The sequence below is a fragment of the Caulobacter soli genome, from assembly GCF_011045195.1.
GTDB classification, from domain to species: domain Bacteria; phylum Pseudomonadota; class Alphaproteobacteria; order Caulobacterales; family Caulobacteraceae; genus Caulobacter; species Caulobacter soli.
In genome coordinates, this window is sequence record NZ_CP049199.1 from 5,220,840 (window position 1) to 5,232,966 (window position 12,127).

The following is a 12,127-nucleotide window of genomic DNA, read 5'->3' on the forward strand; positions in this document are numbered from 1 at the left end:
CAGATTCCCTACAGCACGCCCTTGGTGGAGGGGGCCAGGCCGCCGGTCTTGGGGTCGATCTCGACCGCCTGACGTAGCGCTCGGGCCAGGGCCTTGAACCCGCTTTCGGCGACGTGGTGGGTGTTGTCGCCGTAGAGGGTCTCCAGATGGACGCAGGCCCCCACGTTCATGGCGAACGCGTGGTGGAACTCCTTGAAGAGCTCGGTGTCCATCTCGCCGACCTTGGGCCGCTTGAAGTCGACCTTCCAGATCAGATAGGGCCGGTTCGAAAGGTCGATGGCGCAGCGAGTCAGGGTCTCGTCCATCGGGATATAGGCATGGCCGAAGCGGCGGATGCCCTTGAAACCGTCCAGCGCCTTGTTGATGGCCAGACCCAGGACGATGCCGGTGTCTTCCACCGTGTGGTGCATGTCGATGTGCAGGTCGCCCTTGGTCTCGACCTTCAGGTCGAAGCCGCCGTGGCGCGCGAAGCTCTCCAGCATATGGTCGTAGAAACCAATGCCGGTGGAGATCGTCGAGGCGCCGGTCCCGTCGAGATCGATCCAGACCCGGATCTGGGTCTCCTTCGTCTCGCGGACCACTTCAGCGGTGCGGGCCATGAGCTTCCTTAGAGTCCGTTCTTTTGGGCCAGGTCGCGCAGGTTGACCTGCGGACGCGGACCGTAGTGGTCGATCACCTCGGCGGCGGCCAGGGAGCCCAGCTGGCCACAGACGGGCAGGGGCCGACCCTGGGAGAGGCCGTAGAGGAAACCTGCGGCGTATTGGTCGCCCGCGCCGGTCGTGTCCACGACTTTTTCCACTGGATAGGCCGAGATTTCGTGCAAGGCCGCGCCGTGGGCGATTACCGAGCCCTTTTCGCTGCGGGTGACCGCGGCGATCTCGCAGCGGGCGGCCAGGGCCTTCACGGCGGCCTCGAAGTCGGTGGTCTCGAACAACGAGCAGACCTCGTCGGCGTTGGCGAAGACGATGTCGCACTGGGTCTCGATGAAGCCCAGCAGCGCCGAACGGTGACGGTCGACCATGAAGCTGTCGCTCAGGGTCATGGAGATCTTGCGGCCCGCGCCGTGGCTGAGGGCGGCGGCCTTGGCGAAGGCCTTGCGGGCTTCGGGCGGGTCGAACAGATAGCCCTCGAGATAGGAGTACTGGGCGGCCTCGATGATCGCCGGGTCGACGTCGGCCGGGTTCAGCTCGACGCAGGCGCCCAGATAGGTCGACATGGTGCGCTGGGCGTCGGCGGTGACGTTGATCAGGCACTGGGCGGTGGCCGGGCCTTCCGCCAGCGACGGCGTGGTGAAGTCGCAGCCGATGGCCTTCATGTCGTGGCGGAACACATTGCCAAGCTGGTCGTCGGCGACCTTGCCGATGAAGGCGACCTTGCCGCCGAAGCTGGCCACGCCGGCGGCGGTGTTGGCGGCCGAGCCGCCCGAGGCCTCGATGCCCGCGGCCATCACGTCGTACAGGCTGGCGGCCCGCGCCGGGTCGATCAGCGCCATCGAGCCCTTCACCAGGCCCTCCCGCTCCAGGAAGGCGTCGTCGCATTGGGCGATGACGTCGACGATGGCGTTACCGATGGCGGCGACGTCGTAGAGGGCGGTCATGAAAGGCCTTTTTCGAAGGGCGACGCGCGCGGAGTACCGGATCGGGGCCTGCAAGGCAACGCGAGCCTTGCCCCGGGGATCACGGCGTTCTACCGCCAAGAGTATGACTGACGTCCTTATTCTCACCCCCGCGCGCGACGAGCCTCTGTTCGCCAACAGCTGGTCGCCGCTCTTTGAGCGCCTGGCCGCGCCGTTGCGGGCTCGAGGCCTGACGGTCGAGGCCGGTAGCTGGGTCGACGCCGATGCGACACGGGCTCGGGTGGTGCTGCCGCTGCTCAGCTGGGGCTATCACCTGCGGTCCGACGAATGGTTCGCGCGGCTCGACGCCCTGGAAGCCTCTGGGGCCCGTCTGGCCAATCCGGCGTCGGTGCTGCGCTGGAACACCACCAAGACCTATCTTGCCGAACTGGCCGCCAAGGGCGCGCCCGTCGTTCCGACCCATGCGGTAGACCGGCTGACGATGGAGGCGCTGGACCATGCTCGCGACGTGTTCGGCGTCGACGTGCTGGTGACCAAGCCGCAGATCTCGGGCGGTTCGCAGGACACGGTGAAGCTGCGCCACGCCGACGGCCTGAAAGGCTGCACGACCGGCCCGGCCCTGATCCAGCCCTTCCTGCCGGCCGTGGGCGAGGAAGGCGAGCTGTCGCTGTTCTATTTCGACGGCGTGTTCAGCCACGCGGTGACCAAGGTGGCCCTGGCCGGCGACTTCCGCGTCCAACCGCAGTTCGGCGGACAGGTCAGCGGCGTCGCGCCCGAGCCCGAGGCTCTCCATGCGGCCGAGATGGTGCTGAAGGCGGCCGGGCCGTTCCTGACCTATGCGCGCGTGGACCTGATCCGGGGCCTGGACGGCGCGCCGCAGCTGATGGAGCTGGAGGTCATCGAGCCGGACCTGTTCCTGGGGCATGCGCACGACGGTGGCGCGGCGTTCGCCGAGGCGGTGGTTCGGGCGCTCTAGGCGCCCAGAAACAGCTCCCGCGACGGACAGAGATCCGCGATCCGGCAAATCTCGCACTTCGGCTTGCGCGCCACGCACACATATCGCCCATGCAGGATCAGCCAGTGGTGGGCGCGGGTCTTGTAGCGGTCGGGCACGATCCGCATCAGGTCGTCCTCGACCGCGTCGGGCGTCTTGCCGGCCGACAGCTTCAGGCGGTGGGCGACGCGGAACACATGGGTGTCGACGGCGATGGCCGGTTCGATGTCCAGCTCGTTGAGCACCACGCTGGCGGTCTTGCGACCCACGCCCGGCAGGCTTTCAAGCGCCTCGCGGTTCAGCGGCACCTCGCCGCCATAGCGGTCGACCAGGATGTGGGCCGAGGCGATGACGTTCTTGGCCTTGGTGCGGAACAAGCCGATCGAGGCGATGTAGCGGGTCAGCTCCGCTTCCCCCAGCTCCAGCATCTTGGCGGCGCTGTCGACCTTGGCGAATAGCGGGCCGGTGGCCTTGTTGACCTGGACGTCGGTGGCCTGGGCGGACAGGGCCACGGCGGTCACCAGGGTGTAGGCGTTGGAATAGTGCAGTTCGGTCTTGGGATGGTCTTCCAGGCTCTCGAACCGCGAGAACAGCACCTCGACCCGCTCGCGCTCGGCCGGCGAGACGCGCTTGGCGGCGGGGCGTTTCTTGACGAGCGGTTTGGAAGCTTTGGCCATGGGCGGCGACCATGCCGTGATGCGCCAAATTCGCCAAGCCAGGAGGCTCGCCAAGCGGGGAGGGGAGTCCTAAATCAGCACTATGGCCCAGCCGCTCTACATGGACGCCGTGATCAAACCGAACCGCTCGATGAGCCGGCGGGGGCTCTATGTCGTGCTGGGCGTGATGATCGCCTTCAACCTGATGGTGGCGGTGTTCCTGCTGGTGATCGGCGCGCCGCCGGTGCTGCCGTTCCTGGGGCTGGACGTCCTGGCCGTCGGCCTGGCCCTGCGCGCCAGCTTCCGGGCCGCCGAGCGGTCCGAGCGGGTGCGGGTCACGGCCGAGGCGGTGACCGTCAGCCGCGAGGACGAGAAGGGCGCGCGGGTGATCTGGACCTCGCCGACCGCCTTCACCCGGGTGGGCGTCGACCAGCCGGGCGAGCACGAGACCCGGGTGCGGCTGATGATGTCGCGCCAGCGCCTGACCCTGGGCCGAGCGCTCAGTCCGCCCGAGCGGGTGGATTTCGCCCAGGCGCTGGAGCGGGCGATCCTGAAGGCGCGGTCCGAGCGGCATGCCTAGAGCCGCAAGAACCGGGCGGACGGGGCGGGCGACCCGCACTATCTTCTCCCCATGGCCCTCGACATTTCCCCTTCGCAAGCCTTCGCCCACCTGACGGAACAGTCCCAGGACTACGACCGCATGGCCAAGGCCCTGGCCTGGCTGGCCGACCGCTGGCAGGAGCGTCCGTCGCTGGACGAGGCGGCCCAGGCCGTTGGCCTGTCGCCGTTCCATTTCCAGAGGGTGTTCAGCCGCTGGGCCGGCGTCAGCCCCAAGACCTTCGTCGCCGCCATCGCCCACGCCGAGGCCCGGCGATCGCTGGAGGAGGGGGCCAGCGTGCTCGACGCGGCCTATGACGCCGGCCTGTCGGGCCCCTCGCGCCTGCATGACCTGTTCATCGCCCAGGAGGCCGTCACGCCCGGCGACGTGCGCCGGCGCGGCGAGGGGATCGCTCTGACCTGGGGTTGGGCCCCGACCCCCTACGGCAAGGGCCTGTTCGTCATGGCCCCGCGCGGCCTGGCCGGGCTGGCCTTCTCCGACGGCGACGACGAGGCGACCTTCGCGGACATGCACCGGCGCTTTCCGGCGGCCGACTGGCGGCGCGACGACGAGGCGGCTGCTCGCACCGCGCTCCACGCCTTCACGGGCGGCGACCAGCCCCTGCCGGTGGTGCTGATCGGTTCGCCGTTCAACGTCCAGGTCTGGAAGGCCCTGTTGCGCATCCCGCCGGGCCGGACCTCTAGTTATGGCGAGATCGCCGCCTGGGCCGGCAGCCCGCGCGCCTATCAGGCCACCGGTGGGGCGATCGGGGCCAATCCGATCTCGCTGCTGATCCCCTGCCACCGCGCCATCGCCAAGGACGGCCGGCTCACCGGCTATCACTGGGGTCTCGCCCGCAAGGCGGCGATGCTGGGCCGGGAGGCGGTGGAGGCGGGCGCCCGGCTTTCGGCCTGAACCTGGCGACTTGCCGCGAGCGCGAGCTATAGTTCGCCTCGCGACCTGAACGGTCGCCGGTCGGGGGCGCGCCATGACGATGTCGATCAAGGCTTCGGTGAAGGCGTACGAAGCCTGGCTGGCGGCCGCGCTCGGCGGCGACCTGGTCGAAGCCGACCTGGTCGAGAAGCACCGGAAGATGGAGAAGGGGCCGTTCCCCTTCCTTCGCGCCACCTACTGGCGGTGGGCGGAGACCGTGGGCGACGTCTGTCCGGACCTGATGAGCGCCCCGCCGGTGCTGGCGATCGGCGACACCCATGTCGAGAACTTCGGCTGCTGGCGCGACGCCGAGGGGCGGCTGGTCTGGGGCGCCAACGATTTCGACGACGCGGCGGTCATGCCCTATCCGCTGGACCTGGTGCGCCTGGCGGCCAGCGCCCTGCTGGCGCGGGGCGACGAGGGTCCCGACGCCGGCGACATCTGCGACGCCATACTGAAGGGCTACAGGACCGGGCTGGAGGCTCCGACGCCGTTCGTCCTCGATCGCCGTCACCCCTGGCTGCGCCAGGCGGTGCGGCTGCCCGAGGCCGACCGCGAGGACTTCTGGGAAAAGTACGACCAGCCCGACCAGCCCGACCAGCCGTCGGTCGTCGGGCGCTATCGCGACCGCCTGCTGGACGGCTTGCCGGAGCCGTCGGCGAAGGTGGCGGTCTTTCCGCGCCAGGCGGGGCTGGGCAGCCTGGGCCGGCCGCGGTTCGTGGCCCGGGCCGAATGGCGTGGCGGGCCGGTGCTGCGCGAGGCCAAGGCGGTGGTCCTGTCGGCCTGGACGCTGGCGCGGGGCGGCGATCCCGTCATGCGGATCGGTGACATCGCGGCGGGCCGCTTCCGGGCCGTCGATCCCCACTATCGCGTCGCCGACGGGATCGTCGTCCGCCGCCTGTCGCCCAACAGCCGGAAGATCGAGGTCAAGGACTCCAGCGAGCAACTGCTGCATCGCGAGATGTTGACGGCCATGGGCTGGGAGATCGCCAATTGCCACATGGGCGACGGTGGCCGAGCGCCGGGCTTGGCCGCGCATGTCGCCGCCTTGCCGGATGGTTGGCTGAGGACCCACGCCAAGGCGGCGGCCAATCAGGTCGAGGCGGATTGGAAGGCCTATTCCTGAACCCTTTCCCGGAGGGGAGAGGGAGGGACCCGCCGCGTAGCGGTGGCCTACGGCGCGGGCCCCTCCTTCTCCCAAGGGGAGAAGGTTCTAAAGGATGAACCGGCTCAGATCGGCGTTGGCGGCCAAGGCCCCGATGCGGCTGGCCACGTAGTCGGCGTCCACCGTCACCGTCTCGCCGGAGCGGTCGGCGGCGGTGAAGCTGATCTCTTCGACCACCTTTTCCAAAATGGTCTGCAGCCGGCGGGCGCCGATGTTCTCGACCGAGGCGTTGACCGCCACGGCCGCGTCGGCGACGGCGTCGATGGCCTCGTCGCTGAACACCAGGGTCACGCCCTCGGTCAGCATCAGGGCCTGGTGCTGGCGGATCAGGTTGGCTTCCGGCTCGGTCAGGATGCGGCGCAGGTCGTCGCGGGTCAGGCCCTTCAGCTCCACGCGGATCGGCAGGCGGCCCTGCAGTTCAGGCAGCAGGTCCGACGGCTTGGCTACGTGGAAGGCGCCCGAGGCGATGAACAGGATGTGGTCGGTCTTGACCGGCCCGTACTTGGTCGAGACCGTCGTGCCCTCGATCAGCGGCAGCAGGTCGCGTTGCACGCCTTCGCGCGAGACGTCGGCGCCGCCGCGCTGGCTTGAGCTGGCGACCTTGTCGATCTCGTCCAGGAAGACGATGCCGTGGTTCTCGGCCAGCTCCAGGGCTTCCTGGGTCAGGGCCTCCTGGTCCAGCAGCTTGTCGCTTTCCTCGGCGATCAGCGGGGCCCAGGCGCCGGTGACGGTGGTCTTGTGGGTCTTGGTGCGCCCGCCGCCGAACGACTTCATCATTTCCGACAGGTTCAGCACCGAGGCGCCCGGCTGGCCGGGGATCTCGAACATGCCGCCGCCGCCGCCAGTGTCGGCCAGCTGCAGCTCCACTTCCTTGTCGTCCAGCTCGCCGGCCCGCAGCTTCTTGCGGAAGCTGTCGCGGGCGGCGGTCGAGCCGGGACCGGTCAGGGCGTCCAGGATGCGCTCCTCGGCGGCGGCCTCGGCCTTGGCCTTCACGCCGGCGCGGCGCTTGTCGCGAACCATCGACAGAGCGCTTTCGACGAGGTCGCGGACGATCTGGTCGACGTCGCGGCCCACATAGCCGACCTCGGTGAACTTGGTGGCCTCCACCTTCAGGAACGGGGCCTGGGCCAGCTTGGCCAGGCGGCGGGCGATCTCGGTCTTGCCCACGCCCGTGGGGCCGATCAGCAGGATGTTCTTGGGCGTGACCTCGTCGCGCAGGTCATCGGGCACGCGGCGGCGACGCCAGCGGTTGCGCAGGGCCACGGCGACAGCCTTCTTGGCCTCGGTATGGCCGACGATGTAGCGGTCGAGTTCGGAGACGATTTCGCGGGGGGAGAATTCGGTCATTGGTCCGTGTTCAGGGTCTCGAAGATCAGGCGCCACCCTTCGGGGCGCTTTTGCCAGACATGCATATAGTGCGTGTCGACCGGGGTGTCAGAGTGGTCGGCCCAACCGGCCCTTCCGTAGGTCCAGACCAGGTCGCCGGCCGCCGATGAACCGCCGCCGTCCATATGGATCGCCATGCGGTCGTGACGCTGGTCGATCCGGGCGGAAAGGTCGGACGGCTTGAGGTGTTCGGTTCCGCCCGGGCCCGTCAGCCAAGCGTCGGACGCCAGGACGGCGCGGTAGGCCTTTGGAGCATCGTCGACGGCGGCCGTGGCCAGCTGGTCCTCGGCGGTCCGCACGGCCTTCAGAGCCTCGGCGGGAGATTTGGAGCCCTTCGCGGCCATCGGTCCCTGGATGGCGGGGGCCGAGGCGTCGGGCGCGCTGGCCGCGCCGGCCTCGGCGCCGCCGTCATAGATCCATTTCCATTGGCCGTCGGGGCCCTTGCGCCAGATCGTGGCGTAGTAGCCGCCGCGCTTGCCGTCGATCGACCAGGGACCGACCGACAGGCCCAGGTCGCCGGAGCGGGCGATCGCCACTTTTTGCGGCCACCAGTTCAGCCTGGGCGTCTTGCTGGACGGTCGCTTCTCGTAGAGGGCCTTGGCGTTCACCGGGCCTGGCCGGAAGACGATGGCGTCGTCGGCCATGTGCCTGAGGAACGAGTCCCGCACGCCCAGGGCTAGGCCGTCGGCCGCGAAGGCGCGCTCGGCGGTCTCGATCTCGGTCGGGGACGGCGTCGCCGCCCAGGCCGGCGCGACCAACAGCAGCGAAGCGATCAGAACGGTCTTGAGCATGTGGGCCCTCCACGCCGCAGCTAAGCGCGCGAAGAGGACTTCCGCTCGTGAATTCGTCGTAACTTGAAGGCCTTAGAGGCTTTCAACCGTCAGGTTGCCGTTGGTGTAGACGCAGATCTCTGCGGCGATGGCCATGGCGCGGCGGGCGATCTCCTCGGCCGTCAGGTCCTGGTCGATCAGGGCCTTGGCCGCCGCCAGGGCGTAGTTGCCGCCCGAGCCGATGGCCGCGACCGAGCCGCCGCCCTGGCTCTCGCCCGGTTCCAGCACGTCGCCCACGCCGGTGACGGTGTAGATCGAGGTCGCGTCGGCCACCAGCAGCATGGCTTCCAGCCGGCGCAGGTAGCGGTCGGTGCGCCAGTCCTTCGCCAGGTCGACGCAGGCCCGGGCCAGCTGATCGGGATACTGTTCGAGCTTGGCTTCCAGCCGCTCGATCAGGGTGAAGGCGTCGGCCGTGGCCCCGGCGAAGCCGGCCACCACCTTGCCGCCGGCCAAGCGTCGAACCTTGCGGGCGTTGCCCTTGACGACGGTTGGGCCCATGGAGACCTGTCCGTCGCCGGCGATCACGGTCTGACCGTTCTTGCGCACCGCCAGAATGGTCGTGCCGTGCCAGTCCGGGAAGGAATTGGAGTTTTGCATGGCTTCGCATGTGGCGAGGCCGCGCCTGAGGGTCAAGCGCCATGAGCTTTTCCGACGCCGAGGTCGAACGCTACGCCCGCCATCTGGTGCTGCGCGAGATCGGCGGACCCGGCCAGCAGAAGCTGAAGGCGGCGCGGGTGCTGGTGGTCGGAGCGGGAGGGTTGGGCGCGCCCGCCGCGCTCTATCTGGCCGCGGCGGGGGTCGGGACCCTGGGCCTGGTCGACGCCGACACCGTCTCGCTGTCCAACCTGCAGCGCCAGGTGCTGTTCTCCACGGCCGACACCGGACGGCCCAAGGTCGAGGCCGCCGCCGAACACCTGACCGCCCTGAACCCTCACCTGACCGTCGAAACCCATCCGGTATGGCTGGGTGAGGCTAACGCCCGGGCGGTGGTTTCCGGGTATGATCTGGTGCTGGACGGCACGGACGACTTCGCCACCCGCTTCGCCGTCAGCGATGCGTGCCTGGCCGAGGGCAAGACCCTGGTCAGCGGGGCTCTGGGCCGCTGGACCGGCCAGGTCGGGGTGTTCCAGGGCCGGCCCTGCTACCGCTGCCTGGTCCCCGAGACCCCGCCCGACGCCGAGACCTGCGCCCTGGTCGGCGTCGTCGGCGCCCTGGCCGGGGTGATCGGCTCGATGATGGCGCTGGAAGCCGTGAAGGTCATCACCGGCGCCGGCCAAAGCCTGGCCGGCCGCCTGCTGATCTACGACGCCCTGGCGGCCGAGACCCGCACGGTGCGGATCGGCGCGGACCCGACCTGCCCGAGCTGCGGCGGCTAGGGGCGGCTACGGAGGCGAAAGCCTCGGCCCGTTGATCTAGCCTGTCGGTTCCGGACCTGAATTGGGAGACGGGGATGAGCGACAAGCGGATCGGCAACGAGGCCTTGCGGGCCAAGGTGATGAACGCCGAGGCGGCGGCGGCGCTGATCGCGCCGGGCAGCACCGTCGGCATGAGCGGCTTCACGGGCTCGGGCTATCCCAAGGCCGTGCCCCTGGCCCTGGCCTCGCGGATCGACGCGGCCCATGCCGCCGGCGATCCTTTCCGCCTGCGGGTTTGGACCGGCGCCTCGACGGGGCCCGAACTGGACGGCGCCCTGGCGCGCAGCGACGGGATCGAGTTTCGCCTGCCCTACAATTCCGACCCCGTCGCCCGCGAGAAGATCAATCGCGGCGAGATGGAATATTTCGACATGCACCTGTCCCAGGTCGCGCCGATGGCGTGGCAGGGTTTTCTGGGTCCGCTGGACACGGCGGTGGTCGAGGTGTCCGGGATCCGGCCCGACGGGTCGCTGATCCCGTCCTCGTCGGTGGGCAACAACAAGACCTGGCTGGACCGCGCCGAGAAGATCATCCTCGAGGTCAATCGCTGGCAAAATCCGGCGCTGGAGGGGATGCACGACATCTATTACGGCACGGCCCTGCCGCCCAATCGCGTGCCGATCCCGCTGGTGCGCCCCGACGACCGCATCGGCGAGGCCTGGTTCCGGGTCGATCCGGCCAAGGTCGTCGCCATCGTCGAGACCGAGGCGCCCGACCGCAACCTGCCTTTCAGCCCGCCCGACGACGCGGCCCTGAAGATCGCCGGCCATCTTCTGGAATTCTTCGCCCATGAGGTGGCCAAGGGCCGGTTGCCGGCTTCGCTGCTGCCCCTGCAGTCGGGGGTTGGCAATATCGCCAACGCCGTGCTGACCGGCCTGGTCGACGGACCGTTCGCGAACATGACCGCCTATACCGAGGTGATCCAGGACGGCATGCTCGATCTGCTGGACTCGGGCCAGCTGCGGATGGCCTCGGCCACCGCCTTTTCGCTCAGCCCCGAGGCCGCCGCCCGGCTCAACGCCGACATGGGCCGCTATCGCGACAAGATGATCCTGCGGCCCCAGGAGATCAGCAATCATCCCGAGCTGATCCGCCGCCTGGGCTGCCTGGCCATGAACGGCCTGATCGAGGCCGACATCTACGGCAACGTCAATTCGACCCACATCATGGGCTCGCGCATCCAGAACGGCATCGGCGGTTCAGGCGACTTCGCGCGCAACGCCTATGTCTCGATCTTCATGACCCCGTCGACGGCCAAGGGCGGCAAGATCTCGGCGATCGTGCCCCAGGCCAGCCACGTCGACCACATCAACCAGGACGTCCAGGTTCTGGTCACCGAGCAGGGCCTGGCCGATCTGCGTGGCCTGTCGCCCAAGCAGCGGGCGCGTCTCATCATCGACAACTGCGCCCATCCCGACTTCCGACCGGGTCTCGAGGACTATTTCACCCGCGCCAAGGCCGGCGCCTATGGCCAGCAGACGCCGACCCTGCCCAGCGAGGCGCTGTCCTGGCACCAGCGGTTCATCGAGACAGGAACGATGCGGGGCTAGGGCGGGGCGCGCCCTAGAGCATCGCCGGGATCACCCGGTCCGGCGGCCTATGCCCGTCCATGAAGGTCTTCACATTGACGATGACCTTTTCGCCCATGTCGACGCGACCTTCGACCGTGGCCGAGCCCATGTGGGGCAGGAGCACGACATTGGGCAGTTTCAGGAGCTTGGGATTGATGGCCGGCTCGTGCTCGTAGACGTCCAGGCCGGCGCCGGCGATCTCGCCGCGGGCCAGCATGTTGGCCAGGGCGCCTTCGTCGATCACTTCGCCGCGGGCGGTGTTGACGATGATGCTCTGGGGCCGCAGCAGCTTGAGCCGGCGGGCCGACAGCAGGTGGTAGGTGGCCGGGGTGTGCGGGCAGTTGACCGAGATGATGTCCATCCGGGCCAGCATCTGGTCCAGGCTTTCCCAATAGGTGGCCCCGACCTCCTCGGCGATGCGGGGGCTGACGGGCTTGCGGTTGTGATAGTGCACCTGCATGCCGAACGCCTTGGCGCGGCGGGCCACGGCCTGGCCGATGCGGCCCATGCCGATGATGCCCAGGCGCTTGCCCCACAGGCGGCGGCCCAGCATCCAGGTCGGCGACCAGCCGTGGAAGCCGCCGGCCTTGACCACCTCGGCGCCTTCGACGACGCGGCGCGAGGCGGCCATGATCAGGGTCATGGTCAGGTCGGCGGTGTCTTCGGTCAGCACGCCCGGCGTGTTGGTGACGATGATGCCCCGGGCGTTGGCCGTGGCGACGTCGATATTGTCGACGCCCGCCCCGAAATTGGCGATCAGCTTGAGCCGGTCGCCGGCCCGCGACAGAAGGCGGCTGTCGATGCGGTCGGTGATGGTGGGCACCAGAACATCGGCCTGGTTCATGGCCTCGACCAGTTCATCGGCCGTCAAGGGTTTGTCGGTGACGTTCAGCTGGGTGTCGAACAGCTCGCACATCCGCGTCTCCACCGGATCGGGGAGTTTGCGGGTGACGATGACTTTGAGCTTGCGAGCTGACATGAGCGGTTCGAAAAGCCTTTCCCA

13 protein-coding genes are annotated in these 12,127 nt (G+C 68.9%); 6 read left to right on the forward strand and 7 right to left on the reverse strand.

Translation table 11 applies throughout. From position 1 onward, the window contains the following. Window positions 1-8 precede the first annotated feature (8 nt). Both hisB and G3M62_RS24390 read right to left on the reverse strand, forming a co-directional pair. Window positions 9-599 carry an imidazoleglycerol-phosphate dehydratase HisB gene (gene hisB, locus G3M62_RS24385; protein ID WP_165191118.1) on the reverse strand — a complete coding sequence of 197 codons (591 nt, stop codon included), beginning with the start codon at window positions 597-599 and terminating at the stop codon, window positions 9-11. Window positions 600-607: 8 nt separating this feature from the next. Next, on the reverse strand, window positions 608-1,597 hold the full coding sequence (locus G3M62_RS24390) for an adenosine kinase (RefSeq protein WP_165191119.1): 990 nt from the start codon (window positions 1,595-1,597) through the stop codon (window positions 608-610). Between the two features lie 103 nt (window positions 1,598-1,700). Between G3M62_RS24390 and G3M62_RS24395 the strand changes: the two genes are divergently transcribed. Beyond that, window positions 1,701-2,552: an ATP-grasp domain-containing protein gene (locus G3M62_RS24395; protein WP_165191120.1), complete on the forward strand. Its 852-nt coding sequence runs from the start codon at window positions 1,701-1,703 to the stop codon at window positions 2,550-2,552. Here G3M62_RS24395 and nth read toward each other — a convergent pair. Beyond that, window positions 2,549-3,247 (reverse strand): endonuclease III, encoded by a 699-nt coding sequence (gene nth / locus G3M62_RS24400; RefSeq protein WP_165191121.1) that lies wholly within the window; start codon window positions 3,245-3,247, stop codon window positions 2,549-2,551. The two genes, G3M62_RS24395 and nth, sit on opposite strands and share 4 nt — an antisense overlap. A gap of 82 nt (window positions 3,248-3,329) precedes the next feature. On the opposite strand from nth, the gene G3M62_RS24405 reads away from it, so the two are divergent. The 3 genes from G3M62_RS24405 to G3M62_RS24415 all read left to right on the forward strand — a co-directional run bounded on the left by G3M62_RS24405 (window position 3,330) and on the right by G3M62_RS24415 (window position 5,883). After that, window positions 3,330-3,806 (forward strand): DUF2244 domain-containing protein, encoded by a 477-nt coding sequence (locus tag G3M62_RS24405; RefSeq protein ID WP_165191122.1) that lies wholly within the window; start codon window positions 3,330-3,332, stop codon window positions 3,804-3,806. Between the two features lie 51 nt (window positions 3,807-3,857). Then, window positions 3,858-4,739 (forward strand): methylated-DNA--[protein]-cysteine S-methyltransferase, encoded by an 882-nt coding sequence (locus G3M62_RS24410; RefSeq protein WP_165191123.1) that lies wholly within the window; start codon window positions 3,858-3,860, stop codon window positions 4,737-4,739. 73 nt (window positions 4,740-4,812) lie between these two features. Next, a complete protein-coding gene (locus G3M62_RS24415) occupies window positions 4,813-5,883 on the forward strand; it encodes a DUF2252 family protein (protein WP_165191124.1) in 1,071 nt (356 codons plus the stop codon). An 87-nt stretch (window positions 5,884-5,970) separates the two neighbouring features. Here the strand turns inward: G3M62_RS24415 and hslU are convergent, their stop codons facing one another. The 3 genes from hslU to hslV all read right to left on the reverse strand — a co-directional run bounded on the left by hslU (window position 5,971) and on the right by hslV (window position 8,771). Next, window positions 5,971-7,269 (reverse strand): ATP-dependent protease ATPase subunit HslU, encoded by a 1,299-nt coding sequence (hslU, locus tag G3M62_RS24420; protein ID WP_165191125.1) that lies wholly within the window; start codon window positions 7,267-7,269, stop codon window positions 5,971-5,973. Beyond that, window positions 7,266-8,099 carry a DUF4440 domain-containing protein gene (locus G3M62_RS24425; RefSeq protein WP_165191126.1) on the reverse strand — a complete coding sequence of 278 codons (834 nt, stop codon included), beginning with the start codon at window positions 8,097-8,099 and terminating at the stop codon, window positions 7,266-7,268. Before G3M62_RS24425 ends, hslU begins: the two co-directional genes overlap by 4 nt. Window positions 8,100-8,171: 72 nt before the next feature. Beyond that, window positions 8,172-8,771: an ATP-dependent protease subunit HslV gene (gene hslV, locus G3M62_RS24430; RefSeq protein WP_165191127.1), complete on the reverse strand. Its 600-nt coding sequence runs from the start codon at window positions 8,769-8,771 to the stop codon at window positions 8,172-8,174. A gap of 5 nt (window positions 8,772-8,776) precedes the next feature. Between hslV and G3M62_RS24435 the strand changes: the two genes are divergently transcribed. Continuing rightward, entirely contained in the window at window positions 8,777-9,514 is a 738-nt protein-coding gene (locus tag G3M62_RS24435; RefSeq protein WP_165191128.1) for a HesA/MoeB/ThiF family protein, read from the forward strand. Between the two features lie 74 nt (window positions 9,515-9,588). Continuing rightward, window positions 9,589-11,103: a succinyl-CoA:acetate CoA-transferase ScpC gene (gene scpC / locus G3M62_RS24440; RefSeq protein WP_165191129.1), complete on the forward strand. Its 1,515-nt coding sequence runs from the start codon at window positions 9,589-9,591 to the stop codon at window positions 11,101-11,103. Window positions 11,104-11,116: 13 nt separating this feature from the next. On the opposite strand, the gene G3M62_RS24445 is transcribed toward scpC, so the two are convergent. Continuing rightward, on the reverse strand, window positions 11,117-12,103 hold the full coding sequence (locus G3M62_RS24445; protein ID WP_165191130.1) for a 2-hydroxyacid dehydrogenase: 987 nt from the start codon (window positions 12,101-12,103) through the stop codon (window positions 11,117-11,119). Window positions 12,104-12,127 lie beyond the last annotated feature (24 nt).

Excerpts from the sequence above, each read along its gene's own strand:
- hisB (WP_165191118.1), bottom strand. The coding sequence starts at position 599 with ATGGCCCGCACCGCTGAAGTGGTCCGCGAGACGAAGGAGACCCAGATC.
- G3M62_RS24390 (WP_165191119.1), bottom strand. The coding sequence starts at position 1,597 with ATGACCGCCCTCTACGACGTCGCCGCCATCGGTAACGCCATCGTCGAC.
- G3M62_RS24395 (WP_165191120.1), top strand. The coding sequence starts at position 1,701 with ATGACTGACGTCCTTATTCTCACCCCCGCGCGCGACGAGCCTCTGTTC.
- nth (WP_165191121.1), bottom strand. The coding sequence starts at position 3,247 with ATGGCCAAAGCTTCCAAACCGCTCGTCAAGAAACGCCCCGCCGCCAAG.
- G3M62_RS24405 (WP_165191122.1), top strand. The coding sequence starts at position 3,330 with ATGGCCCAGCCGCTCTACATGGACGCCGTGATCAAACCGAACCGCTCG.
- G3M62_RS24410 (WP_165191123.1), top strand. The coding sequence starts at position 3,858 with ATGGCCCTCGACATTTCCCCTTCGCAAGCCTTCGCCCACCTGACGGAA.
- G3M62_RS24415 (WP_165191124.1), top strand. The coding sequence starts at position 4,813 with ATGACGATGTCGATCAAGGCTTCGGTGAAGGCGTACGAAGCCTGGCTG.
- hslU (WP_165191125.1), bottom strand. The coding sequence starts at position 7,269 with ATGACCGAATTCTCCCCCCGCGAAATCGTCTCCGAACTCGACCGCTAC.
- G3M62_RS24425 (WP_165191126.1), bottom strand. The coding sequence starts at position 8,099 with ATGCTCAAGACCGTTCTGATCGCTTCGCTGCTGTTGGTCGCGCCGGCC.
- G3M62_RS24435 (WP_165191128.1), top strand. The coding sequence starts at position 8,777 with ATGAGCTTTTCCGACGCCGAGGTCGAACGCTACGCCCGCCATCTGGTG.
- scpC (WP_165191129.1), top strand. The coding sequence starts at position 9,589 with ATGAGCGACAAGCGGATCGGCAACGAGGCCTTGCGGGCCAAGGTGATG.
- G3M62_RS24445 (WP_165191130.1), bottom strand. The coding sequence starts at position 12,103 with ATGTCAGCTCGCAAGCTCAAAGTCATCGTCACCCGCAAACTCCCCGAT.